Annotated in this window: 22 protein-coding genes and 1 pseudogene; 9 read left to right on the plus strand and 14 right to left on the minus strand. The window is 37.9% G+C overall.

Going from position 1 to position 24756, the window contains the following annotated elements; translation table 11 throughout:
- Positions 1–191 precede the first annotated feature (191 nt).
- The 6 genes from guaD to C1642_RS00460 form a co-directional block, all read right to left on the minus strand.
- A complete protein-coding gene (gene guaD / locus C1642_RS00435) occupies positions 192–1517 on the minus strand; it encodes a guanine deaminase (RefSeq protein WP_086377756.1) in 1326 nt (441 codons plus the stop codon).
- Between the two features lie 56 nt (positions 1518–1573).
- Entirely contained in the window at positions 1574–2629 is a 1056-nt protein-coding gene (locus tag C1642_RS00440; protein WP_000991553.1) for an aromatic ring-hydroxylating oxygenase subunit alpha, read from the minus strand.
- Between the two features lie 290 nt (positions 2630–2919).
- The gene (locus tag C1642_RS00445; protein WP_103235752.1) at positions 2920–4080 is read right to left on the minus strand and encodes a glutathionylspermidine synthase family protein; all 1161 of its coding nucleotides are present in this window, start codon (positions 4078–4080) and stop codon (positions 2920–2922) included.
- 21 nt (positions 4081–4101) lie between these two features.
- Positions 4102–4467 (minus strand): hypothetical protein, encoded by a 366-nt coding sequence (locus tag C1642_RS00450; RefSeq protein ID WP_001256727.1) that lies wholly within the window; start codon positions 4465–4467, stop codon positions 4102–4104.
- A 188-nt stretch (positions 4468–4655) separates the two neighbouring features.
- On the minus strand, positions 4656–5612 hold the full coding sequence (locus C1642_RS00455) for a TerC family protein (protein ID WP_000447698.1): 957 nt from the start codon (positions 5610–5612) through the stop codon (positions 4656–4658).
- Positions 5613–5930: 318 nt separating this feature from the next.
- Positions 5931–6527 (minus strand): undecaprenyl-diphosphatase, encoded by a 597-nt coding sequence (locus tag C1642_RS00460; protein WP_000051335.1) that lies wholly within the window; start codon positions 6525–6527, stop codon positions 5931–5933.
- Between the two features lie 135 nt (positions 6528–6662).
- Here C1642_RS00460 and C1642_RS00465 point away from each other — a divergent pair, with 135 nt between their 5' ends.
- Positions 6663–7913: a low temperature requirement protein A gene (locus tag C1642_RS00465; protein WP_001266119.1), complete on the plus strand. Its 1251-nt coding sequence runs from the start codon at positions 6663–6665 to the stop codon at positions 7911–7913.
- Positions 7914–7982: 69 nt separating this feature from the next.
- On the opposite strand, the gene mpl is transcribed toward C1642_RS00465, so the two are convergent.
- The gene (gene mpl, locus C1642_RS00470; protein WP_103235753.1) at positions 7983–9356 is read right to left on the minus strand and encodes a UDP-N-acetylmuramate:L-alanyl-gamma-D-glutamyl-meso-diaminopimelate ligase; all 1374 of its coding nucleotides are present in this window, start codon (positions 9354–9356) and stop codon (positions 7983–7985) included.
- A 241-nt stretch (positions 9357–9597) separates the two neighbouring features.
- Between mpl and C1642_RS00475 the strand changes: the two genes are divergently transcribed.
- From C1642_RS00475 to C1642_RS00495, 4 genes are all read left to right on the plus strand, one after another.
- Positions 9598–9960, plus strand: a complete 363-nt coding sequence (locus tag C1642_RS00475) for a DMT family protein (RefSeq protein WP_002018080.1) — start codon at positions 9598–9600, stop codon at positions 9958–9960.
- Between the two features lie 183 nt (positions 9961–10143).
- On the plus strand, positions 10144–10656 hold the full coding sequence (purE, locus tag C1642_RS00485; RefSeq protein WP_000994662.1) for a 5-(carboxyamino)imidazole ribonucleotide mutase: 513 nt from the start codon (positions 10144–10146) through the stop codon (positions 10654–10656).
- Between the two features lie 9 nt (positions 10657–10665).
- Positions 10666–11787, plus strand: a complete 1122-nt coding sequence (locus tag C1642_RS00490; RefSeq protein WP_000361791.1) for a 5-(carboxyamino)imidazole ribonucleotide synthase — start codon at positions 10666–10668, stop codon at positions 11785–11787.
- 662 nt (positions 11788–12449) lie between these two features.
- Positions 12450–13742: a lytic murein transglycosylase gene (locus tag C1642_RS00495; RefSeq protein WP_001252439.1), complete on the plus strand. Its 1293-nt coding sequence runs from the start codon at positions 12450–12452 to the stop codon at positions 13740–13742.
- A 49-nt stretch (positions 13743–13791) separates the two neighbouring features.
- Here the strand turns inward: C1642_RS00495 and C1642_RS00500 are convergent, their stop codons facing one another.
- From C1642_RS00500 to C1642_RS00525, 6 genes and pseudogenes are all read right to left on the minus strand, one after another.
- Positions 13792–14178: a hypothetical protein gene (locus C1642_RS00500; RefSeq protein ID WP_001985173.1), complete on the minus strand. Its 387-nt coding sequence runs from the start codon at positions 14176–14178 to the stop codon at positions 13792–13794.
- A 101-nt stretch (positions 14179–14279) separates the two neighbouring features.
- A complete protein-coding gene (locus C1642_RS00505) occupies positions 14280–15290 on the minus strand; it encodes a M57 family metalloprotease (protein WP_001216196.1) in 1011 nt (336 codons plus the stop codon).
- Between the two features lie 81 nt (positions 15291–15371).
- Positions 15372–16289 (minus strand): matrixin family metalloprotease, encoded by a 918-nt coding sequence (locus tag C1642_RS00510; RefSeq protein ID WP_103235754.1) that lies wholly within the window; start codon positions 16287–16289, stop codon positions 15372–15374.
- A 329-nt stretch (positions 16290–16618) separates the two neighbouring features.
- On the minus strand, positions 16619–18559 hold the full coding sequence (dnaK, locus tag C1642_RS00515; RefSeq protein ID WP_001062605.1) for a molecular chaperone DnaK: 1941 nt from the start codon (positions 18557–18559) through the stop codon (positions 16619–16621).
- 153 nt (positions 18560–18712) lie between these two features.
- Entirely contained in the window at positions 18713–19267 is a 555-nt protein-coding gene (grpE, locus tag C1642_RS00520; RefSeq protein ID WP_001262789.1) for a nucleotide exchange factor GrpE, read from the minus strand.
- A 128-nt stretch (positions 19268–19395) separates the two neighbouring features.
- A pseudogene (locus C1642_RS00525) lies at positions 19396–20324 on the minus strand (LysR family transcriptional regulator).
- Positions 20325–20431: 107 nt separating this feature from the next.
- Here C1642_RS00525 and C1642_RS00530 point away from each other — a divergent pair.
- Both C1642_RS00530 and C1642_RS00535 read left to right on the plus strand, forming a co-directional pair.
- Positions 20432–21298 (plus strand): MBL fold metallo-hydrolase, encoded by an 867-nt coding sequence (locus tag C1642_RS00530; RefSeq protein WP_000765233.1) that lies wholly within the window; start codon positions 20432–20434, stop codon positions 21296–21298.
- A 391-nt stretch (positions 21299–21689) separates the two neighbouring features.
- Positions 21690–21920, plus strand: coding sequence for a hypothetical protein (locus C1642_RS00535; RefSeq protein WP_000733015.1), 231 nt, complete (start codon positions 21690–21692; stop codon positions 21918–21920).
- A gap of 174 nt (positions 21921–22094) precedes the next feature.
- On the opposite strand, the gene C1642_RS00540 is transcribed toward C1642_RS00535, so the two are convergent.
- Entirely contained in the window at positions 22095–22421 is a 327-nt protein-coding gene (locus tag C1642_RS00540; RefSeq protein ID WP_001274776.1) for a hypothetical protein, read from the minus strand.
- Positions 22422–22631: 210 nt separating this feature from the next.
- Between C1642_RS00540 and C1642_RS00545 the strand changes: the two genes are divergently transcribed.
- Together C1642_RS00545 and C1642_RS00550 are read left to right on the plus strand one after the other, a co-directional pair.
- Positions 22632–23702, plus strand: a complete 1071-nt coding sequence (locus tag C1642_RS00545) for an alpha/beta hydrolase (RefSeq protein ID WP_000123589.1) — start codon at positions 22632–22634, stop codon at positions 23700–23702.
- A 143-nt stretch (positions 23703–23845) separates the two neighbouring features.
- Positions 23846–24403, plus strand: coding sequence for a peptidylprolyl isomerase (locus C1642_RS00550; protein WP_001986667.1), 558 nt, complete (start codon positions 23846–23848; stop codon positions 24401–24403).
- Positions 24404–24756 lie beyond the last annotated feature (353 nt).

Here is a 24756-nt window from a genome sequence, read left to right on the forward strand (position 1 = left end):
AGAAAAAATAAAAAAGGTGTTGACCAGCAACACCTCGAAAATCTGAGTTAATGGTAAAATTTTAAAGCAAAATGACGTTTCATGCACCCTTTGATGGCTGTGAAATTTTATCATTTTGCGGAATATGTCGATCACGTTTTAACGCAATAGCACATATTCCAAATAATAACAAAAACTTAACAATGCCTTTTTTATTTGGCTGTTTCTTTTTGATAAGCACGGTTTCCATAAATATAAGTCGCCTCAATATTACGGTCATCACCTAAAGTGAATAATGCAAACAGTGAATCTTCAACAGACTTAGATTTAGACTGGCGAAGTTCCTGTAATGCTGTTGGCTTTAAGTTTAGTACCACAAAGTCTGCTTCTTTACCGACGTTGAAGTTACCTAACTGATCCTGCAAATCGAGTGCTTTTGCTCCGCCTAGGGTTGCATGATAAAGCGCTTCATAAGCTGAGAGTTTATCACTTTGTAACTGCTGAACCTTATAAGCCTCGTTAACAGTTTGCAGTAAGCTAAACGATGTACCAGCCCCAATATCTGTCCCTAAGCCTACTTTCACTTGTTTTTCCCAAGTTTTTTTCAATGGAAATAAACCACTGCCTAAGAACAAGTTTGAAGTTGGGCAAAATGCGATAGCCGATTGTGTATCATGCATACATTGCCATTCTTCATCTTCTAAGTGAACGCAATGCGCAAACACAGAACGCTTACCAGTCAGGCCATAATGTTGATAAACATCTAAATAGCCTGCTTGTTCCGGGAATAAAGATTTCACCCAAGCAATTTCATCTTTGTTTTCACTTAAATGCGTATGGACATACACATCCGGAAATTCTTGTTTTAACTGCCCTGCTCTTTCTAATTGCTCAGGTGTAGAAGTCGGCGCAAATCGTGGCGTAATTGCATACAGAGCACGGCCTTTACCATGCCATTTTTCAATGAGCGCTTTAGTGTCGCTGTAAGCCGTTTCTGGCGTGTCACACAACGCTTCTGGAGCATTACGGTCCATAAGTACCTTGCCGGCAATTAAACGCATCTGAACGCGCTCTGCGGCTTCAAATAAGGCATCAACAGACTCGGGATGAACTGTACAGAAAACGAGGGCCGTGGTTGTCCCATGTTTTAAGAGTTCCTGAACAAAGAACTGGGCAATTTCGCTTGCATATGTTTTGTCTTGAAACTGGATTTCAGTTGGGAAAGTATAAGTATTAAGCCAGCTTAAAAGTTGTTCGCCGTAAGCTCCCACCATTTCGGTTTGCGGAAAGTGAATATGGGTATCAATAAGGCCGGGTACAATCAATTGTTCTGGATAATGTTGAACCTCAACTCCAGCAGGTAGATGCTGTTGAGCATCTTCCCATGCACCAAACCATTTGATCTTTCCGTGTTCACTAATCAATACACCATCTTCCAAATAACGTACTTGATTTGGAATATCAGTTGGCTCAGAGACAGTTTGTTGAATATCTAAAAAACGACCACGCACAACGGTGGTATTTGCGATCAATGACATGGAAAGCCTATATATTTTCACTTTTTTCGATTGATTGTACCCCAGTTAGCCAAGATTTAAACGGTATAACGTTTACTTAGTCCCCATTCAGCCAAAATCCGTCGATAAGTCGTTGATGAACGGTCTGCTTCAAAATGTGCTTCCATCATTAGATCAAGCGGTAGTTCTTCTGGTTTTTGTGATTCGACCATGTCTTGGTCTTCGGCAAAAATTTGCGCATTAAATGCATATACTTTTTCTAAATCACCTGTTTGGTCAAAGTTACGTGTGAGTGGAACAAATAAGCGGGTTTTATTACTTGAGATAGGACAACAGGCATTTAAAATTTTTAAGATCCCACCTTCTGGAAAATCGACAGTAAGCACGGCAGAAAATGGCGGATAAACCTCAAAAGTACGCTTCCATAAAAAGCCTTCTGGTTCGAGATGTTTCAGTTCATGCGGATAATTACTGACATTGCTGATATAGACCGTTTTTAAGCCATAGTTAGTACGTTCAGTGTGATATTTTGGGACGATGGGATTATCACGATTCGCAAAGGCGTTGTGATGCACCCATGCAAAATGAGCGACATCAATAAACCCTTCAAGCTGACGACCACTAGAACCACCAATATCCACAAAAGGTGGCAAAATCGCTTGATGCTCTGCATCATCCCAAGTATCTAATACAGGAATATTGGCTTTAGCAATATCACGACCATGAATACTGGTCCAAATGAGGCCATATCTTTGCACAACCGGAAATTTGGTCAGAGAAAAACGATCAGAAATTTTAGTTAGTTCGGGCTGAGCTGGTATTTGAGTACATTTCCCTTCAGTGTTATAGCGTAGACCGTGATAAGGACAAACAATCTCCTCACCATCGACCCAACCTTTGGTTAAAGGCACGCCACGATGTGGGCAAATATCTCGAACCAGATGAATTTCTCCACTTTCTGTTTTGTATAACGCCATATTGACGTCTAGTAGCTTGACTCGTTGAGGTGCAGTAGAGACATCTTGAATACGCGCAACCGGATACCAATGGCTCGATAAAATTTCCCAATCTTTTGCTTCAAAACTGCTGTTACACGGCATGGCAAGGGGAGTTAAAGTTGGAATCGCATTCATGGCATCACTCCTTAAAAAAATCAGGGCTCTCGCGAGCCCTTAAAATCTAGGCTTTTTTCTTTTTAGGAGATGCAAAGAGCTTGCCAATATTGAATTTTAAGAAAGTAAACTAGAATAAAAAATTTAAAATACATAGAGTTAAATCATTATATTTTTGAATTTTTGTTCTAATTTAGCTTTAAAAGCGAACATTGATTATTCGCTATATATTTAAAATGCACTGATTGACTGCGTCGAAGGCACAATAAAAAAGCACCTAAACAGTGCTTTTTTAAATCTCTATTCGCTTATTACTCGACAAAATAATGTGCTGCAAAGTGGGCATCATTACCAATGATGTCATAACAATCTTCACGAATAGACATGCCTGCACATTGATGTCCAACCATCCATAAACCAAGAGTAGGTAGTTGTCCTGAAAATAATGGGGTATCTACCCATTTCTGTACGACATAACCATATTTGTCATATTCATCAAAATAAAAGCTACCAGAAGCCGCGCCTTGGTCATGGCCGTCTTGTAAAACCCGAATATTGGCCCCTTCCCTTGCTAAAATCGGCTTTTTCACCCATTTACCGGACAAAGCTTGTTGCGGGTCATAGGTATGGGTTTCAACCAATAATGGATGGTTTGGATAACGCTTCCAAAGCTCAACCAAAATCGCTTTATTTGAAAGTAACATTTTCCAGCAAGGTTCAATCCACTGTGTTTGTGGGTGGATATATTGAGAAAATGCTTCTTCCCAGATCCATTCCCATGGATAAAGTTTAAATATGTTCTGAATGGGCTGATTATGGAGATCAACAAAATCTTGCCCGTTCCAACCTATGTTCTCCATAGAAAGCTCGGAAACTTGTAGATGAGCTTGGTAAGCGGTATCCATCAAATACTCTAGATTGCCCCAGTCTTCCCTTCCAGCTTCCTGACAGGCAGCAAAATGCACATGGCTACCACGCGGTAAAATTGTCTTCCAGTGTTTAATCAGATCTTCATGAATGCTATTGAACTGGTCTCGGTTTGCAATGCCCGAGACTTGTTCTATCCACAGCCACTGTGCGACAGAAGCTTCAAGTAAGCCAGTCGGTGTGTCGGCGTTATATTCCAGCATTTTGATATTTCGCCCATCGTAAGCGAAATCAAAGCGGCCATACAGCATGGGAGCATTTTGTTTCCATGAGTGTTCAATATGGCTTATGGCTGTTTCTGGAATTTGAAAGTAAGCTGGATAGTCCCCGCGTTGAATGAGATCTCCTACTATCGATAAACACATCTGATGTAGTTCATTTGCCGCATCTTCAAGTTGTTCAATCTGTTTAAGGGTAAACTCATACGCAACCCCTTCAGACCAGTAAATTGAGCCATCGAGAGAAGGTAAATTAAAATAATCAAAACCAATATTTTGATGTTCCACTTGCCAGTCTGGACGTGGAGTAAATATTTTTCTTTTCATATTAAGTGAATGCCTAAAGACTTAGCCGCCGAAAGAGAAACCGCTACGACCAAACCCCCCACGTATTGGGGATGAAGAAGACGCGCTTTTCGCCGTACTTGAAATAATGGGGCGACCTACACTCAAATTGCTGTAAGGATGTAAGGTATTTCCGTGATAAGAAACTTCCCGATTATTTTGATAATACGCAGGCCCTAAATAGCGGCTTCCAACATAGCTAGACCCATGTCCACTTGAGCTATTTTCTTGTTTACATGTTTCATTATTCCAGTCGCGAGCACAGTCATATTGGTTGTTATATACGTCTTGTACTAAAGGACCATCATTATGGCTACATGCCGTGAGTAATAACGGGACAACGACAAGATTAATTTTTTTAGAACGCATGAGACTCCACACATTTTAATAAATATATTCGGCATAAAATACCGATTAGCTGTTATCTATTATGTTTCTGATTAGGAAAGATAAATTTTAGGTTGGCATATGATATTGATCTGTTTTTTTAAAGTACAGTCTCTTTTGAAGATTTAGATAACAAGGCATCTTACATGTAGATGCCTTGTTGTGATGAATTAAGACTGCAATTGCTTTTTGTTGTGTCGTAAAGAGAGGTAAGCAGTGATTGCTAACACTATGACGATAAAGCTTAATGAGATCCAGATTGGCATGTGGAATACATCAAGCAACAACATTTTTGCACCAATGAACAATAAGATAATGCCTAAGCCGTATGGCAAGTAATGCAATTTAGTCGCAGCGCCAGCAAGTAAAAAGAACATTGCGCGTAAACCTAAAATTGCCATTAAGTTCGCCGTTAAAACAATAAACGGGTCGCTAGTTACCGCGAAAATAGCAGGAATAGAATCTACTGCGAAAATCACGTCTGAAGCTTCAACCAAAATCAAAACTAGAAATAACGGTGTTGCCCATAATAAACCGTTTTGGCGTACAAAAAATTTGTCACCTTCAAGCTGTGGCGTAATACGCATATGGTTACGTAACCATTTTAAAAGCTTGATATCTTCAATATTGGTTTCTTCTTCTTGGCCTTTTAAGAACTTAAAACCTGTATATACCAAGAACGCGCCGAAGATATAAAGTACCCAAGAAAACTCTTGAACGAACCATGCACCAATAAAAATAAAGAGGGTACGCAATACGATTGCGCCCAATACGCCGTAGAGCAAAATTTTACGTTGTAGCGCAGCCGGTATAGCAAACGCTGCGAAAATCATTAACCAGACGAAAACGTTGTCAATTGCGAGGGACTTTTCGAGTAAGTAACCTGCAAAGTATTCCATGGTTTTTTGGTTTGCTAAGGTCACCCCAACTGTTTGTTGTAGGTAAAGCCATAAACCACCACCAAATAAAGCTGCAACGCTTACCCACGCCACGCTCCAGTAAGCAGCTTGCTTAATTGAAACATCTTGACCTTGTTTTTGCTTAAAGCCCAAGAAGTCAATCAGAAGCATCACAATGACTATGCCAAAGAATGCTACGTACAGCCATAAATTGCCGATTGTTTCCATAAATCCTCCATACATCCGGCAATTGGGCATAAAAAAACCTCGACCAGTTGCCAGATGAATTAAACATCTGTATCAACATGATCAAGGTCTTGCCTACACCATGAATTTCACGATGCTCAGATACCGACTTTTTAATAAAAGTGTATTGACGATATCTGACACATAACATTGCTGTTATGTTTGGAGGAGGCTACTCCCCTTGTCAAACTAAATTCTGTTTTGGATAAAACATATCCAAGTCCACATAGAATGGCAGATTTTTTTGTATTACGCAACTGAACTTCATGTGGTGGTTTTACTACATAAAAGCTCTAGAGGTTATTTAATCAAACCACGGTCTAAAAGCGGTTTGCATATAATCTGGTAAAGGTGAATAAAGAATGCTGTTAAAGGCGTACCATAAACATTCCAGAAGTAATAACCGGCTGTGTTGACTAGTAACGCGACAATAAAAGCACCCAACATATCTAAAGGGAAATGCACACCTAAATAAATACGTGACCACGCCACCACAAATGACAAAAATAAAAGAATAATTCCAATTATTTTGCGCTGAGCAAACAAATAAGACAGGGCAATGGTGCTAAAAATTAGCATATGATTACTTGGAAAAGACGCTGTTGGCGCATGTTCAATAAAGGTGGTGCCCACACCCATCACAAACGGTCTTGGGTGATGGTAAAACAGAGAAATAACGTAACCGACTAAAAGCGATACACAGGTTAGAAAGACAGATTTAATGACCCTATTTTTTAAATCTTGATCGCCATAAAACCATAAAAAAGTAAGTATGAATAAAAGAATATAGAGGAGATCATTAGCAAAAAAGATAGCAAGACGAATGATAAATTGACTCGCATCCTGAGCCCCATTAATGACATGGAATAAGCTAAGGTTGAGTGTTTCTAAAGACATTCATATTCCAAACAAGAACAAAAACGTGAGCTATGATAAAGAATTAAGCTTAAGGTCTTGATAAAGAATTGTCACAAAAATGAAATATAGTTTATTTGTGAGTAAATAATAGACAGTAAGGCTAGATAATTTTTAATGCGTGTTCGGAGCGTTAATATTAAAGTGTTAACGTGTTGGCACTTTATTCGAGAACGTTATTTTATGACTACTCAAGAAAAACAGAAAAAATTAAGTTTGAGGCCCCTATCTCCAAGAGATCCAGAACAGCCGCATAGAGCAGCAACTCCCCTCGAATTATTATTCGATTTAATTTTTGTGGTCGCGATTGCAACAGCGGGTCAGCAGCTACATCATGCAATTATTGAAAATCATCTATGGCATGCATTACCAAGTTATCTGATGGTATTTTTTGCGCTGTGGTGGGCATGGATGAATTTTTCATGGTTTGCTTCGGCTTACGATAATGACGATGCATTGTATCGGTGTCTTACCTTTGTACAGATTGTAGGGTCATTAGTCATGGCCGCAGGTATTCCTGATGTGTTCCATAGTCAGGATTTTGACATCATTATTGTCGGCTATGTGATTATGCGTTTGGCTTTAGTCACCCAGTGGCTAAGAGCCGCAAAACATGACCCTGAACGGCGAATTACGGCGTATCGTTATGCCGTAGGTATCGTATTGGTACAAATTGGTTGGCTTGTTGCTAACTTTGCTCATGCCCTTTCAATTCCTTTATTTTTACTTCTGGTTGTGGTCGAGTTATTTGTTCCTATCTATGCAGAAAAATATTCGCCTACGCCGTGGCATCCTCACCATATTGTAGAGCGCTATGCCCTTCTTACTATTATCGTTTTAGGGGAATCCATCGTAGGTAGCTTTAATGCCATTCGTGATGCGCTTGCGGCTCAATCTATTAATATTCCGGCTGTTTTTTTAATGATTGGCGGATTAATGTTGATGTTTGCAATGTGGTGGGCTTACTTTGACCGCAGTGAACAGCATCATCATGTTAAAGGTGTACGTCCGTTTGTTTGGGGATATGGCCATTATTTTGTTTTTGTGAGTGTTGCTGCCGTAGGTGCTGCCCTTGCTGCTGCTGTGGATGTTACCACCCACCATGCCCATATTTCTGATTTATACATGGGTGTAATTGTCGCGGTGAGTGTGGTGCTTTATACCAGCTGCATATGGATACTTTACGAGTTTCAGTGCTTATCTGGAATTACTAAATGGTTTTATCCTATTACTGCACTCATTATTTTATGTATTCCGTTTATTTGTAATAACGTGGGATATAGCGTGTTTGCGATGGGTATTGTCTATACGTTACGTTTATTCATCTCGAATAAATTTATGGAAAATATAGAGCCAAAACAGGTTTAAAAAATAATTAAACTAAAAAACGGGTTTCAATTTGAAACCCGTTTTTTATTGAATCATCTGGAGCGAAAGTTAAGCAGCTTTTGCTTTTAATGCGCTCATAAGTTTTTGATGTAAGCCACCAAAACCACCATTCGACATAATTACAACGGCATCACCCTCACCTGCTTCATTGACAATACGGTCAATAATTTCATCAAGTGAACGGCTGACTTGGGCATGGTTAGTCGCAGCTTCAATCACAGGTTGTAAATCCCAATCTAGGCCTTCTGGCTGATACCAGATCACTTCGTCTGCTAAACGTGCAGAATGTGCCAAGCCATCTTTATGGCTACCCATGCGCATGGTATTTGAACGTGGCTCAATAATGGCCCATAAACGACGTTCGCCTAAACGTTTACGTGCGCCATCTAAAGTCGTGTCGATTGCTGTGGGATGGTGAGCGAAGTCATCATAAACCTCAATACCATTGATCGTGCCGAGTAACTCCATACGGCGTTTTACACCGCCAAAGTTAGACAAAGCTTCACATGCCTTTTCAAGCGAAACGCCTACATGCTGAGCGGCTGCAATCGTTGCCAATGCATTCGCTACGCTATGTTGCCCTGTCATGCTCCATTTCACTTCGCCAACAATATTGCCATTTTCGAGTAATTTAAAATGGCTGCCATCAATTGAAATTAATTCGGCAGACAAAGCCGCTTTTTCATTTGCTTCTAAACTTGTACGAATCACTGGTGTCCAGCAGCCCATTTCAAGTACTTCATCAATATGAGTTTCGGTAATTGGCGCAATAATACGGCCTTCACTTGGAATAGTACGAACCAGATGATGGAATTGCTTTTGAATCGCTGCCAGGTCATCAAAAATATCGGCATGGTCAAATTCAAGGTTATTTAAAATCGCCGTTTTTGGATGATAATGAACAAACTTAGAACGTTTATCGAAGAAAGCTGAGTCATATTCGTCGGCTTCAACCACAAAGTATTTGCCACCGCCTAAACGAGCGCTTTCACTAAAACCAAGTGGAACACCGCCAATTAAAAAGCCCGGGTTTAAACCCGCCTGATCAAGTACCCAAGCAAGCATGGTTGTCGTAGTTGTTTTCCCGTGAGTACCCGCCACACCAAGCACATGTTTACCTTGTAAAACGTGATCAGCAAGGAACTGTGGACCAGAAATATATGGCAGACCTTCATTTAGCATGTATTCGACAGCATCTATACCACGTTTCATGGCATTGCCGACAATAACCAAGTCCGGATGAGGCTGTAAATGGCTACGGTCATAGCCCTGCATGAGTTCAATACCTGCATTTTCTAACTGGGTAGACATTGGCGGGTAAACGTTTGAATCGGAACCTGTTACCTTATGTCCTAAATCACGAGCTAAAAGTGCTAAAGAGCCCATAAAAGTGCCACAAATACCCAAGATATGCAGATGCATTGCTCGCCTTCTCCACTGCTTTTGTACACAGTATTAATGTGAATTACTGTGTTTTCATTATTGATAAATTTGCCAGCAACGATAGCAAGGCTCAACTGGAAAAGATAGTCAAAATTCGTTGTTGTTCTATGTGTTTGAGGCGTTCATAAAAGTACAGCTTTATTTTTTAGATTTAAGCTGAATTATAGTTTTATCTTTTATAATATTTTCGATCCATATTAATACTTACATCATCGTGATGATGAAGGATGTGCCTTTGAGCCCAACGGTTTTAGCTTTCGTTCTGTTAATTATTTCTAACTGTTTTATGACACTTGCATGGTATGGGCATCTTAAGTTTTTGCACCACGCACCATTCTGGCAAGCGATTTTATTTGGTTGGACTATTGCCCTGCTTGAATATAGTTTTATGATTCCGGCAACTCGACTCTTGAGTGACCAAGGTTGGACTTTGGGTGAAATGAAAATTACCCAAGAAGTTGTCACGCTTATTGTATTTGTTCCATTTATGGTGTTGCTATTTAAGCAGCCGTTCAAGCTAGACTATGTTTGGGCTATGTTATGCTTGTTTGGTTGTGTCTATTTTGTATTTAGAAGCCAGTAAAATTATATGAAATTGGGTTTTCAGACAGATCGTTGTTAAATCCATCGGAATCATGCTTTTTCCACATAAACTTGGGCTTTGGGGTGAGTGAAAAAACAGCTATAATATTGGCCTCATCTTTTTCTCTCATGCTTGGCTTGGTACAAGTCGAGTTTTTACCATTTTTACGCTTTGGAAATGCCAATGAACGCGGTCGCAACAGATACCCAACCTTTAGTCGGAATTATCATGGGTTCCCAGTCCGATTGGGCAACGCTTGAACATACTGCCAATATGCTTAAACAACTTGGTGTCCCATTTGAAGCGGAAGTGGTATCTGCTCACCGTACTCCGGACCGTTTGTTTGAATATGCAGAAACTGCGCGTGATCGTGGTATTCAAGTGATTATTGCAGGCGCTGGTGGAGCTGCGCATTTACCAGGTATGTGTGCGGCAAAAACTGATTTACCTGTATTGGGTGTACCAGTTAAATCATCAATTTTAAATGGCGTAGATTCATTACTTTCAATTGTACAAATGCCAGCAGGTATCGCTGTAGGTACTTTGGCAATTGGTCCGGCTGGTGCGACCAATGCTGCGATTATGGCTGCTCAAATCTTAGGTTTAACTCGTCCTGAAATTGCAAAAAATGTTGCAGATTTCCGTGCTGCACAAACTGATAAAGTTGCAAACAACAATATTCCGGGACAGGTTTAAGAGGCTGAAATGGATAAAACTATCGGTATTTTTGGTGGTGGGCAATTGGGCCGTATGATGGCGCAAGCAGCTTTACCATTAAATATTCAATGTACTTTTTTTGAAGCAAATACAGATTGTCCAGCAGGTGTTTTAGGCCAAGTTTTTTCTAGTCAAGATGAACAAGGTTTAAAGCAGTTTATTGAAAGTGCTGATGTTTTTAGTCTTGAGTTTGAAAATACACCTGTTGCAGATGTAGATGTGTTAACACAAACTAAAACACTGCACCCTCCCCGTATTGCTTTAGCAACTGCGCAAAATCGTTTGTCAGAAAAAGCATTGTTTGATGAACTTGAGATTCCTGTTGCGCCGTATCGTGCTGTAGATAGTCTAGAAAGCTTGAAAAAAGCTGTTGCTGAGCTTGGTTTGCCGATTGTACTTAAGACTGCAACTGGCGGATATGATGGCAAAGGTCAGTTTGTACTTCGTTCCGAAGACCAAATTGATACAGCTTGGGCAGAGCTTGGTCCTGCAAAAAGTTTAGTGGCTGAAAGCTTTGTGAAATTTTCTCGCGAAGTTTCGATTATTGCAGTACGTGGTCAAAATGGTGAAGTAAAAACTTGGCCATTGGCTGAAAACCACCATCACAACGGTATTTTGTCTCACTCAATCGTACCTGCACCGAATAGTGAAGCTCTACAACCTATTGCTCAAGACTACATTACGCGTTTGTTAAATCATCTCAACTATGTAGGTGTACTAACTCTCGAGCTATTTGTGACAGAACAAGGCTTATGCGCGAATGAGATGGCACCGCGTGTGCATAACTCAGGCCACTGGTCAATTGAAGGCGCGGTTTGTTCTCAGTTTGAAAACCATATTCGAGCTGTTGCAGGATTACCATTAGGCTCAACAGAAGTTATTCGCCCAACGGTTATGATCAATATTATTGGTCAACATCCTAAAACTGAGGATGTTTTGGCACTGAATGGCGCTCATCTGCACCTTTATAATAAATCGGAACGTGCGGGCCGTAAGTTAGGTCACATTACGTTAATGCCTGTGGATAGTAATGAATTGACGAATTTATGCCGTCAGTTAGCGAAAATTTTGCCAGAACCACTCGCTTTAACAGATGATATGATCATTTAAATAAGTTAAATTTTCTAAAAAGCGATCTTCGGATCGCTTTTTTTGTCTTTTAAATTTAAAAAATATTAAAATCCTGTTATTTGCTCACTGTGGATAACTTTTGTTGAGCTTTTGAATTTAAAAATGAAATAAGTTGTTTTGAGAGTTTTTGAATTTAAAATAAGTTATCCCCAATACTTAAAGTTTGAATTTAAATCTGGTACTCCAGCTTGTGTTTGTTTTGAATTTAAAAAGATGCATGTTGTCTAAGTGATATTTTGAATTCAAAACTGCGCCTGACTTTTAAATTTAAAACGTATATTCATGAGTAGCCAAGGGTTTGTACTTCACAAGAGTTATGAAAAGCATAAAGAATATAGTGTGTAAGGCGCTTTAGGTGTGTGGTTTTATGAGTTATCCACAAGTGGATGGGGCATGGATTTTTAAATTTAAAATGAACTTTTTGAATTTAAATTAGAGGGCGGATTTTGAATTTAAAAATTAATTCATCTTGTGAGGAAAGTTTTAAATTCAAAAATAGAGGGGAGATTTGAATTTAAAATTCTGGAAATGAATTTAAAGAAGTAATTATGAATTCAAATTTACGATTTCTCTCTGAAAAATTTGAGTCCATAATGGTATGGTACTTACAAATTTAAATTTAAAAATTGAACTAGGATAATATGCGACGTTTTTCTTGTATTGTTGGGTCTGTATTTTTGGCGATGACCCAGGCTCAAGCAGAGCTGGTAATTAATGGTTCTACAATATCTAGTAATGCGACTGTTCCAGTAACGAATAGTGATACTTATACGCCTAATAATAATTTCCAGAGTTGTTTGGCAAATTTACGTTCACAGGCTATTGCTGCTGGTGTTTCAGGTAGCACTTATGATCGCTATACGCAAAATTTAACACCAGATTACTCGGTGATTGATAAGTTAAATTACCAACCAGAGTTTTCGACACCGATTTGGGATTATTTGTCTGGTCTGGTAGATGAAGAACGTGTTGCACTTGGAAAACAAAAACTTGCACAACACCGTGATGTTTTAAATCGTGCTTCTCAAGTGTATGGTGTGCCTGCGGAAACCATTGTGGCAGTATGGGGCGTTGAAAGTAATTTTGGTGATATCTCTGGAAAATATCCTTTATTACAAGCGCTTGGAACTTTAAGTTGTGAAGGGCGCCGGCAAAGTTATTTTCGTACCGAGTTTTTTGCCACAATGCGTATTTTACAGCGTGGTGACTTAACTGAAGATCAACTTAAAGGTTCGTGGGCAGGAGCATTTGGTCATACTCAATTTATGCCATCAACTTATGAACGCTTAGCGGTTGATTTTGATGGAGATGGCCGACGCGATTTAGTATCGAGTACTGCAGATGCATTGGCATCAACGGCTAATTTCTTGAATAAAGCAGGTTGGCAGACGGGTATGCCTTGGGGCTTTGAAGTTCAAATTCCAGCAGGCATGTCAATTGATGGAGAAGGACGACGCTCGAAAAAACCATTAAGCAGTTGGAGTGCGCGAGGAGTAACACGGATTGATGGTTCGCCACTAATACAAGGTCCTTTGTCTGGTAGTACGCCAGCCGGTTTAATGGCTCCAGCAGGACCAAGTGGACCAGTATTTTTAGTATTTAAGAATTTTGATGCTATTTATAGTTACAACGCTGCGGAAAGTTACGGGCTAGCAATTGCACATTTGTCTGATCGCTTAAGAGGAGCAGGTCCATTTGTTAGCTCTTGGCCAACTGATGATCCTGGTACTTCACGTGCAGAGCGTCGCGAAATTCAGCAATTTTTGATTAATCGTGGTTATGATATTGGTGCTGTTGATGGATTGATTGGCGATAAAACCCGTGTTGCTATTCGTCAGGAGCAAACCCGTTTAGGTTTAAATCCAACAGGACGGGCAGGGCAACAAATTTTACGTGCATTCCGCCAAGAACAAGCACGAAAAATGATGCAATAAAATATTCAATAAAAAAGGTCTGCATATGCAGACCTTTTTTATTGAACAGCTAAACTATAGATTGATCTAGCTTAACTGCTTCCAATATATCAAAAATAACTGAGGTAACATCTTGGCTTAAATCACGGTCATTAAAGATTTCATAAGCAGTAATTGTGACATCAGTATCACTTGGTAGCTGCTTTTGTTCTTCTTCAATTAGGTGCTCGATAGGCAATAATGTCTGCTTAACTTCCAGATGTAAAATATCTTTATATTCAATATTTTCATCTTCAAGCTCAATTTCTTGCTCATTGAAGTAAGGTAATAAAATAGAATGAAGGTAAGGTTTAAGTTCAATAATATCAAATAGTTCGATATCTCGAGTTTGCTCAATCGTACTAATGTGATCATTTACTTCAATCAGGATATGATAATAACTCATCTTGATCTCCATTCTATTTTAGACGGCTCTTACAACCACAATAACATGACTTTGACATGAATTTCGATGTATCTATTTATAAAATAGATACATCGTATGAGTTCAGTATCTAATTATTGAGGTAAAGCGCTTAATAGATCACGATCAGCATCAGTTAAAATATTACTTTTTTTATCGCTATCTTTTCGAACTGAGTACATTAAAGCACCCGGTTGATCACTATGTTTTAAGCCAAGTGCATGGCCTAATTCATGAGCAATTGTTAAACGTAAATCATCAATAGAACTATATTCATAGATCATGATTTGTTTACCGTTATAAATACCTTTCTTAAATACATCAGCTTGGGCATTTTGCTTAAACTGATTTAATGATTGATTGAATTCATCATTAATCTGGTTAAAGTGAGTAACCTTTTTATTTAAGTCTGCAGCTTGCTGATTATAAGCAGCGATATCTTTCTTTAAAGCAACTGTCTGTTTCTGTAAATCTTTCTGAGTTTTCGAAAGTGATTTTGCAGTGTATTCAGGAGCTAATTTTCCTTCCTTAAACTGCATCATCTGTTGATCAAAATTCTTCAATTTTTCATTTAAGATCTGTTTTTTATTTTCAAGATCCGATTGAGTTTGACTTAAATTTTGCTTCAACTGTTTAATTTGTTGTTGCTCATCAATTACACGTTGTTGGTCTTGTTTGAACTGAGAAGCGATTTTTTGACGCTCTGCTGAACGATTTTGGCTGTCATCGTATACAAGACGAATTTCTAACTTTGCATTTGGGTCATAAGTAAAGTAATTTTTACCTGTACCTTCTTTCCAAATATCAGCAGCTTGCTGTGTAATCTGGATCAATTGCTCTTGACTTAAACCAAAACGAGGGTCAACTTCAGCAATTTTATATGTCAAATGTTGAACATTTTTTTGCTGAACTTGGGTGTGTAGGGGAGTCGCAAGATTAGCATTAGCCTGAAAATTAGAAAAAGCAAAGGCCATGCCTAATAACAAAGAAGTTAAACGCATAATCAAAGGGGGGAGATTTGAAAAAAAACGTATTATAAGAATATAAAATGAAAAATCAATCAAAAAATATACAATTTCGACAAAATAATGAGACTTGTGTCTCATTATTTTTTACCAAATGCCAAATTATTTTTTAGTAAAAATTGAATAGTTTTTATTTTATTTAGTTTATTTAATCAGTTAGTTTTAATGATTTTCGTCATTTGAACCATATAATGTAGCCAATAGATCTAAATCTGAATTTGTTAATTTGAAGTTATGAATATCCTGCTCTCTTAAAAGAGGGTACATCAAAGATTTAGGATCATCGGTGTGTTTTAAACCTAATGCATGTCCAAACTCATGAGCAAGTGTTAGGCGCAGATCATCGAATGAAGTAAAGCCATAAATCTGAATTTGGTTTTGACTAAACAAGCCTTTATGAAAAGTTTTTGAGCCAGAAGTCGTGCTCAAATTAAATTTCTCAATAGATTGATTAAGCAAGCTTTGTTGTTGATTTATTTGCTTAATTTGTCTATTAAGCATTTCTATTTTATTGCTATGTTGAGAAAACTTTGTTTGTAATTCTAACGAAAGCTGGCTTAACTCAGCTTGGCGTTTGTTTAAACTGCTTTGAGTAAATTGCCTATAGTTTCCTTGATTAAAAAGAGATACATCTTTTTGATATAGTTCGAATTTATACTTGAGATTCTCTTTTTCTTTATTCAAAAGAGAGGTTTCCTGATCAATTTGTTGTTTAAATAAAAGAATAGCTTTATTTTTCTCTCTCCATTCTTCCTGCTGCTTTAATAGCTCATTTATACTATTTTTTCTTTCATTTTGAGTAGCTTGTTGATTGTCCAATACTAAATTAATAGTAAGCTCTGCTTGAGAATCATAAATAAAATAGGTTTTTCCAGTTTCTTTTTGCCAAATTTCAGCTGCTTCTTTACCAATTTGAATAAATTGTTCTTTCGTTAATTCAAAACATGGATCTATATAATCAACCCTATATTTTAAAGGCTGATTAAAAGAAATATTTGATAAATTGCTTTGAGCAAAAACAGCTACCTGTAAGCTTATACTGAAGTATAAACTTATTCCCCACCATAGAAATTTTTTCATGGCAAAAATAAAAATATAAATAAATTCTTATTGTTAGGATGTAATCCTTATTCGTCAAAGTGATAAAAATGACCAGAGATAGCGATTGTTTTGTGAACTTGCTAAAGAAAGAGAATAAATAAATACATGTGTTTGGCATTAATGGAAAAATTAATGGATTTCATAACAGTGATTTTAATTTTTTAAAATATCTATAAATAATAAATAGTTAATTTTTATAATTGACTATTATGCCTATTAAGTTCATGGAAATATATAAAAATATTATTGTTACTTTTTGTAAATAATAAAAAACCGCGCCTTCGCGCGGTCTTTTTTAAAGAGACAAATTATTTTTTGTCATCTTTTACTTCAGTGAACTCAGCATCTACAACGCCATCGTCTGCTTTTTGTTGACCAGCATCACCACCTTGGAATGCATTTGGGTCGAAACCTTCAGCACCGCCAGCTTGTTGCGCTTGTTCATAAGCACGTTGAGTGATCGGCATTAAGATGTTTTGTAAAGCTTCTGTTTTCGCTTTGATTGCTTCAACATCATTTTCTTTTGTTGCTGCTTCAAGTTCAGAAACTGCTGTATTTACCGCTGTTTTTTCATCTTCAGTTACTTTGTCACCAAGATCTTTAACAGCTTTGTTTGAGCTTGAAATTAATGCATCAGCTTCGTTACGAGCTTTTGCAAGTTCTTCAAACTTACGGTCTTCTTCAGCATTTGCTTCTGCATCTTTAATCATCGCTTCGATTTCAGCATCAGATAAACCTGAGTTTGCCTTAATCTGGATCGATTGCTCTTTACCAGTGCTCTTGTCTTTTGCAGACACTTTCAAGATACCGTCAGCGTTAATATCGAAAGATACTTCAATTTGTGGCACACCACGTGGAGCAGGTGGGATGTCACCTAACTGGAAGTTACCCAACAATTTGTTTTGTTGAGCCATCTTACGTTCACCTTGGTAAACTGAAATATCTACCGCTGGTTGGTTATCAGCAGCAGTAGAGAACACTTGTGATTTCTTCGCAGGAATCGTTGTGTTTTTCTCAATAATTGGTGTTAATACACCACCCATTGTTTCAATACCTAAAGTTAAAGGTGTTACGTCAAGAAGCAATACGTCGTTCTTGTCACCAGACAATACAGCACCTTGAATTGCAGCACCGATTGCAACTGCTTCGTCAGGGTTCACGTCTTTACGTGGCTCTCTACCGAAGAATTCTTGTACTTTTTGTTGTACAAGTGGCATACGAGACTGACCACCAACTAAGATGACGTCAGAGATGTCAGAAGTCGAAAGACCAGCATCTTTAAGTGCAATCTTACAAGGTTCAATAGTACGAGCAACTAAATCAGCAACTAAACCTTCAAGTTTTGCACGAGTTACGTTGATCACTAAGTGTTTAGGACCAGTCGCATCAGCAGTGATGTATGGAAGGTTGATTTCAGTTGCATTCGAAGAAGAAAGCTCGATTTTTGCTTTTTCAGCAGCTTCTTTCAAACGTTGTAACGCAAGTGGATCGTTTTTCAAGTTTACGTTTTGTTCTTTCTTGAATTCTTCAACCAAGTATTCAATTAACGCGTTATCGAAGTCTTCACCACCAAGGAAAGTATCACCGTTAGTTGATAACACTTCAATTTGTTGGTCGCCATCAAGGTCCGCGATTTCAATGATAGATACGTCGAATGTACCACCACCTAAGTCGTAAACTGCAACTTTACGGTCGCCTTCTTTTTTGTCCATACCGAACGCAAGTGCAGCAGCAGTTGGTTCGTTAATGATACGTTTAACATCTAAACCAGCGATTTTACCCGCATCTTTAGTTGCTTGACGTTGAGCATCGTTAAAGTAAGCAGGAACGGTAATTACCGCTTCAGTTACTGTTTCACCTAAATAATCTTCTGCAGTTTTTTTCATCTTTTTCAAGATTTCAGCAGAGATCTGTTGAGGTGCTAGTTTTTTATCGTTTACTTCAACCCAAGCATCACCGTTGTCTGCTTTGATGATTTTATAAGGTACAAGACCGATGTCTTTTTGTACTGCTTGATCTTCATAACGACGACCAATTAAACGCTTGATCGCGAATAATGTATTTTTAGGGTTTGTTACTGCCTGACGCTTAGCGCTTTGGCCCACTAAGATCTCTCCATCTTTATACGCAATGATCGATGGAGTTGTACGTGCGCCTTCTGCGTTTTCGATTACTTTTACTTTATCGCCTTCAAGTACAGCAACACATGAGTTGGTAGTACCTAAGTCAATACCAATAATTTTTGCCATTTGGTGTGTTCCTCTAAAATTCTGTTGCAATGTTTTTGCTTGTTATTCGATATGAGAGTCAATCGGTTTTTTTCAAGCATTTTTATGAAAAAAAATCAAAAAACTCTCAAATTCTTGGGCTTTTAGCAAAGAGATGCTTTGCTTTTGCTCATTTTATTGACCAACCATAACCATAGCAGGGCGCAATAAGCGGCCATTTAAGGTATAGCCTTTTTGTAAAACGGTACCGATTTCATTTGCTTTTGCATTTGGATCAATGCCAACAGCTTGGTGTAAATCTGCGTTGAAACCATTTTGAGTATCAGCTTCTACAACGCCAAATTTCTCAAGAGTCGTTAAAAGTGACTTTAAGGTTAACTTAACACCTTCAAGTACAGGCGTTTCTTCATCGCCAGCTGCCTGAATTGCGCGTTCTAAATTGTCGACAGAGTCCAACAATTCTTTTGCAAATTTCTCAAGCACAGTCTCTTTATGCTTCTCAGACTCACGCTGAATACGCTCTACACTTTTTTGTGCTTCGTAAACTGCATTGGCAGTACGAGCTTTTTCAAGCTTAAGGTTTTCTTCTAGTTTAGTGATTTGCGCTTGTAAAGATTCAACGGTAACGTCGTTTGCTTGCTCTACACCTTCAGCCTGAGTTTGCTCGTTAGATTGCTCAACTTGCTCATTTTGAATGTCTTGAGCTTGCTCGTTTTGCTCATTAGCCATTGATGATCTCCGTTTAAATGGGTTTTTAAACATGTACAGTCCTTTTTGGCATCAGTATTTACTGTGTAAAACCTGAACTGCCATGCATATGCTGTAATTCATTAATAGGGATGAAGTATGGGCATTGCCTAAAAATTCAAGCGTACACGGCAATTTAAAGCTTTTAATTTTGCGGTTTTAAGTAAAAATCTAAATTTTCGATCATAAAAGCTATAAATTCTTGAGTAATCCGGGGTAAATGTTGTCTAGAAGCATACACGACCGACAAACTTAACTCGGGGGCCGTAAAATTTTTAAATAAAGCTTTTAAGCGTTTTTCTTTTAAATCTCTCTCAACTAATAATGTGGGCAACATTGCAACTCCCTGTGCATGTAAGCACATATCGTAAAGTGCATTCACATCATTACTTTTAAAAGTGACATTTAAAGGATAGTTCTGAGGTTGTTGTTCATTATCAAAAAGTGTCCAGAATTGATGCTGGCTATGATGTGCAATACATTCGTGTTGAATGAGTTGACGAGGATGGAGTAGGGGACTGTGCTGTTTTAAATAATCAGGATGAGCACAGAAAACGGATTCAATTTGACAAACTGGCCGTGCAATTAAACCATCTGCGACTTTTTGAGTAATGCGTAGTGCCAAGTCCACTTGTGCATCTATAAGATCCATCGTGCTTTCAGTCAGGTACACATCAAACTGAATATGAGGATGCTGTCTCTTAAATTGCCGAATACATTCCGCAACCCCAAGTTCAAATAGAAATAATCCGCATGTAAAACGGATTGTACCGTTGTGTTGTTCAGGTGCTGCGAGTTCTTGTAAAAGTTGTTGCTGCTGTAAAATATTTTCGCAGTAGAGCAGGGCTTTTTCACCTGCGGGTGTAAGAGATATTTTTCGGGTATTTCTCTGAAATAGTCGAGTTGAGAACGTATGTTCAAGGTGCTCAAGATAACGCGAAACCATTGCACGAGAATAATTAAGATGCTCTGCGGCTTTAGTTAAATTACCGTGTTGTGCAATAGAAACAAAGACCTGAATGGCTTTTAAAGTATCCATATGTCTAGCTATTATTACAATATATGCAACAGTTTATCTTAAATTAGTGCGTTTATCTTACATAAATTGCAATTTAAAGTGTTCTTCATGAAACAGGAGAATACCTAATGAAATTATTTAAATTATCCGCTTCCGCACTTGCTACTGCTACGGCATTAACTATGGCTCAGTCAGCTCTTGCTCAAGATCTGAAAATTCAGAGTTTTCTGGCTAAACCAGAGCACTTTGGTGTCACCTCAACCTTAATAGAAGGCGACAAAGAAGTTTTACTGGTTAATGCACAATTCTCAAAATCTGAAGCATTACGTATTGCTGCAAATATTCTCGATAGCGGTAAAACATTAAAAACTATTTTCGTAAGCTATGGCGACCCGGATTATTATTTCGGCTTAGATGTATTTAAACAGTATTTCCCGAATGTACAGATTATTGCTACGCCGGAAACAGTAAAGCATATTCAGGATACTCAAGCGCTTAAAGTTAAATATTGGGGGCCACAAATGGGTGCAAATGCACCTAGCCAGATTATTGTGCCTCAAGCTTACACTGCTAAAACTTTAAAACTTGAGAATGAGTCAATCGAAATTAAAGGTAAAAAAGAGCTTACTTATTTATGGGTTCCTTCTGCAAAAGCAGTTGTGGGTGGTATTCCGGTATCTTCAGGTATTCATTTATGGATGGCAGATACACCTAAAACCAAAGATCGTGTGGAAGTCATTCAATCTTTAGAAAGCATCAAAGCACTACAACCTAAAATTGTTGTACCTGCTCATATGGTTGAGGGAGCTCCACAAGGTTTAGATGCTGTTAACTTTTCGATTAACTATTTAAATAGTTATGAAAAAGCAGCTAAAGCAACTAAAAATGCTACTGAGCTGAGCAAGCTCATGCAGAAGCAATACCCAACGCTTCAAAGTGTTGATAGCTTAGAGCTCGGCGCTAAAGTGGTAAAAGGTGAAATGCAGTGGCCATAATCTAATGTTTAAGCCATATTAACTTTCAAGAAAGCCGTGACAATTCACGGCTTTCTTACAGAAAAATCAATTTTAAAAGTCAAAAAGCTCTGTAACAATCTACGCAACTTGTATTGCGTTTCTATAAAGGGAAATATTTTGAATATATCTGTCAAATAGAGAAAAAATAAAAAATTGATAAAATTAAACAAGTGCTTATCTATAGTTTCATTTATAAAATAATATAGTTGATTTAAGAAAGTAATTTTAATAAAAAATTGCAGAATTTGTACCGCTATTACTACAAAAGACAACCAATGATACGCACGTTGAGAAAAAAAATTGTGAATTATAGGCAGCGCGAAGATGAACTTTGCATTTAAATGTTTGTCGTAATGAAAGGAAAGCTATCATGAAAAAATTAGGTCTTATCTCTGTAGTACTTGCTGGTGTTGCATTTACAGCTGTTGGTTGTGCATCAGAAGCTGGTTTAAATGCTTCTGGTTCTGCTCAAACAAGTGCTAGCCCATCTGGCGTACAAGCTGGTGTTGGTGTAGATGCAGGTGTTTCTGGTCAAGCTCAACCAGGTCAAGTTGATGCTGGCGCTTCTGGTTCAGTTTCAGGTTCTGCAACTGCTCAGTAATTTGCTGCTAAAAATAAGAGATATGAGTTTATAGAACGTATATGTTCAAGATGCCGATACATATATGAAATGAGCTGCTACTCATTTTTCTATAAATTAGAGAGAATTTATATTCCTCAAAAAAAGCCCCAAGAGACTTATTGCTTTGGGGCTTTTTATATAAAAGTAGTATGTTTAGTCATCATGACGATAATCTCTATGATCATGATCTCGGTCTTCTAAGCGTTTCTTCTCCCATTCACGGTGTCGTTTTTCCCATTCACGACGATCCTTTTCCTGTTCACGAATATCTTTGCGTTGTTGTTCATATAATCTTTTACGCTCTTCCCAACGTTTGCGTTCCCACTCACTATATCGACGTCCATCATTACGGTCATAGCGATCGTCATCATGATCATGGTAACCATAACCACCGCGATAATAAGGGTCATCTGTATAAGCAACACAGCCTACAGTTAAAAGACTGGTTGCTAACAAAGTAACAACTAGTTTTGCTGACATAGCAGTACCTCTTTTTGTCTGTTACCAATAATTGGCAAAAAAGTCCTGTTTTAAACGACAGATTTGTTAATGACATTTGCTATAAATCAGATTAGCGTAGATTGGTTTTTACCTTTGTATCTTGATTGCATGAGTTGTATGCGAATATAGTCAAACAACAAAGAATTCTGTAGAAAATATGAAGGATAAGAGGGATTCAAGGAGACAGGCATGACAGCATTTAATCAAAAAATTCAAACATTGCTAGATAAGGGGCAAGGTCCTGCTGCTCGAGCACTTGATAGGTTACCTCGACTAGCTCAAGAGTCTCTCGCTAAAATTTTAGGATACTCTTATCAATATCCAGATCTCGATTCATTTACGAAATGCATGATGGCTGTGCAAATTAAACAGGGGAGAGTGGGATTTATTGGTTCAGACCCAATTGAATCAAGAAGAGCATTCGATGCACAAATGCAGGCCATACGCCAAAAACCAACTGATATTGAGTTAGTAGAAGATATTCGCTTACCCCTACAAAGCGGGACTATCTTTGCTAGACATTATCATCCTGCCCCTAACAAAAAACTGCCCTTAATCGTGTTCTATCATGGAGGTGGTTTTGTTGTAGGTGGTTTGGATACTCATGATGAGGTTTGTCGCTTATTAGCAAAATATGCAAAAGTACAGGTGCTCAGTATCGACTATCCTTTAGCACCTGAAGTTTCACCACAACATTTAATTCAATCGTGTGAAGATGCATTAGCTTGGGTTTATCAAAACCGCAGACAATTAAAAATATTAAAAAGTAGAATTGCTGTCGCAGGGGATAGTGCTGGCGGAAATATTAGTACTGTCGTGGCGCAAAGATCAGTAAATAAAGCTTATGCTCCGCAGGCACAATTATTGATTTATCCTACAGTCGACTTCAAAAGCAGACATCCTTCATTTTATGCTTATAACGAAGGGTTAGTCTTAACAAATACTGATATTGACTATGTCACACAATATTATGCAACGCATCATAATGTAGAACTTGATGATCCAATAATTTCACCTACCTATGGCAATCTAAAGAAAAACCCACCCGCTTTTGTGATTACAGCGGGGCATGATGTCTTACATGATGAAGCTAAAATATATAGTCATAAGTTAAGACAAAATGGCGTGAAAATGCATTATGAAGAATTTCCGGATCAGACCCATGGCTTTATTAACCTGACTCCGATTTCTAGAAAAGCAAAACGTTATACGATCGAAATTAGTAAAAACTTTAGAAAGTTTTGGGATAAAAATAGTTAAGTAAGCTGATTAATCCATGTTTCACGTGGAACGTGGATTAATATAAAAGCTATATAAAGCTATTAATAAATACTCACTAGAATTGTTTGCCGTAGGCGATTAGATTTAACGGTTAATTATTTATAAAGTTGTTGTAGGGCAATATGAAAAAATTATTGATGTTGTTGTGTTTAGGAGTAAGTAGTCACTCAGTGTGGGCGAATACCTTAGTTGAGATGCAAACAAATTTAGGCAACATCGAAATAGAATTATACGATGATAAAGCACCAATGAGTGTGAATAACTTTAAAGGCTATATAAAATCTGGTTTTTATAAAGAGACCATCTTTCACCGTGTCATTCCAGGATTTATGGCTCAAGGTGGCGGAATGACTGCGAACATGCAGGAAAAGTCAACACGAGCACCTATTAAAAACGAAGCGGGAAATGGTATTGCAAATACACGAGGTACTTTGGCGATGGCCCGTACTTCAAATCCTGATTCAGCAACTAGCCAGTTTTTTATAAATGTTGCAGACAATAATTTTCTTAACCGTTCACCAGGAAATCCGGGATATGCCGTTTTTGGTAAAGTGGTCAAAGGAATGGATGTAGTTGACCGTATTGTTCAGGCTCCTACATCAAACTATGGCATGCATCAAAACGTACCAAAACAGCCTATAAAAATAGTAGATATAAAGATTAAAAATTTTCAAAAATAAATTAACCATATAAATCAGTTATTTAATTATTTTTAAAATTTTATTTGGCTGAAAAAGAACCGGTCGAGCGCGCATATTTATAAAAGTGCTTGCGTACCGGTTTTTTTTCCCTATAATGCACTCATCCCGACGCGATACACGAGAATATCTTAGCTTACAGGGTTAAGATGAAGGTTTTGTATTGCGTTGAATTCTGTCTCTGATGAGGAGCAGAAAAATCATTAAGAGAATTGAAGAACAACTTGTGTGGATTTTTACTGATTGATTAATCGAAATAATTTTCATTGATTGATTGGTTTAAATTACTCGAAGTTTATTTGAGCGAAATTTAAGTCAGTAATTGATGAGCCAGA

Origin of the sequence: Acinetobacter sp. AKBS16, from assembly GCF_002899995.1 — a bacterium.
In the GTDB taxonomy this organism is placed as follows: domain Bacteria; phylum Pseudomonadota; class Gammaproteobacteria; order Pseudomonadales; family Moraxellaceae; genus Acinetobacter; species Acinetobacter baumannii.

Bases quoted from the DNA above. Each gene is read 5' to 3' on its own strand.
- guaD (WP_086377756.1), bottom strand. From the start codon at position 1,517: ATGTCATTGATCGCAAATACCACCGTTGTGCGTGGTCGTTTTTTAGAT.
- C1642_RS00440 (WP_000991553.1), bottom strand. From the start codon at position 2,629: ATGAATGCGATTCCAACTTTAACTCCCCTTGCCATGCCGTGTAACAGC.
- C1642_RS00445 (WP_103235752.1), bottom strand. From the start codon at position 4,080: ATGAAAAGAAAAATATTTACTCCACGTCCAGACTGGCAAGTGGAACAT.
- C1642_RS00450 (WP_001256727.1), bottom strand. From the start codon at position 4,467: ATGCGTTCTAAAAAAATTAATCTTGTCGTTGTCCCGTTATTACTCACG.
- C1642_RS00455 (WP_000447698.1), bottom strand. From the start codon at position 5,612: ATGGAAACAATCGGCAATTTATGGCTGTACGTAGCATTCTTTGGCATA.
- C1642_RS00460 (WP_000051335.1), bottom strand. From the start codon at position 6,527: ATGTCTTTAGAAACACTCAACCTTAGCTTATTCCATGTCATTAATGGG.
- C1642_RS00465 (WP_001266119.1), top strand. From the start codon at position 6,663: ATGCGTGTTCGGAGCGTTAATATTAAAGTGTTAACGTGTTGGCACTTT.
- mpl (WP_103235753.1), bottom strand. From the start codon at position 9,356: ATGCATCTGCATATCTTGGGTATTTGTGGCACTTTTATGGGCTCTTTA.
- C1642_RS00475 (WP_002018080.1), top strand. From the start codon at position 9,598: ATGAAGGATGTGCCTTTGAGCCCAACGGTTTTAGCTTTCGTTCTGTTA.
- purE (WP_000994662.1), top strand. From the start codon at position 10,144: ATGAACGCGGTCGCAACAGATACCCAACCTTTAGTCGGAATTATCATG.
- C1642_RS00490 (WP_000361791.1), top strand. From the start codon at position 10,666: ATGGATAAAACTATCGGTATTTTTGGTGGTGGGCAATTGGGCCGTATG.
- C1642_RS00495 (WP_001252439.1), top strand. From the start codon at position 12,450: ATGCGACGTTTTTCTTGTATTGTTGGGTCTGTATTTTTGGCGATGACC.
- C1642_RS00500 (WP_001985173.1), bottom strand. From the start codon at position 14,178: ATGGAGATCAAGATGAGTTATTATCATATCCTGATTGAAGTAAATGAT.
- C1642_RS00505 (WP_001216196.1), bottom strand. From the start codon at position 15,290: ATGAGACACAAGTCTCATTATTTTGTCGAAATTGTATATTTTTTGATT.
- C1642_RS00510 (WP_103235754.1), bottom strand. From the start codon at position 16,289: ATGAAAAAATTTCTATGGTGGGGAATAAGTTTATACTTCAGTATAAGC.
- dnaK (WP_001062605.1), bottom strand. From the start codon at position 18,559: ATGGCAAAAATTATTGGTATTGACTTAGGTACTACCAACTCATGTGTT.
- grpE (WP_001262789.1), bottom strand. From the start codon at position 19,267: ATGGCTAATGAGCAAAACGAGCAAGCTCAAGACATTCAAAATGAGCAA.
- C1642_RS00530 (WP_000765233.1), top strand. From the start codon at position 20,432: ATGAAATTATTTAAATTATCCGCTTCCGCACTTGCTACTGCTACGGCA.
- C1642_RS00535 (WP_000733015.1), top strand. From the start codon at position 21,690: ATGAAAAAATTAGGTCTTATCTCTGTAGTACTTGCTGGTGTTGCATTT.
- C1642_RS00540 (WP_001274776.1), bottom strand. From the start codon at position 22,421: ATGTCAGCAAAACTAGTTGTTACTTTGTTAGCAACCAGTCTTTTAACT.
- C1642_RS00545 (WP_000123589.1), top strand. From the start codon at position 22,632: ATGACAGCATTTAATCAAAAAATTCAAACATTGCTAGATAAGGGGCAA.
- C1642_RS00550 (WP_001986667.1), top strand. From the start codon at position 23,846: ATGAAAAAATTATTGATGTTGTTGTGTTTAGGAGTAAGTAGTCACTCA.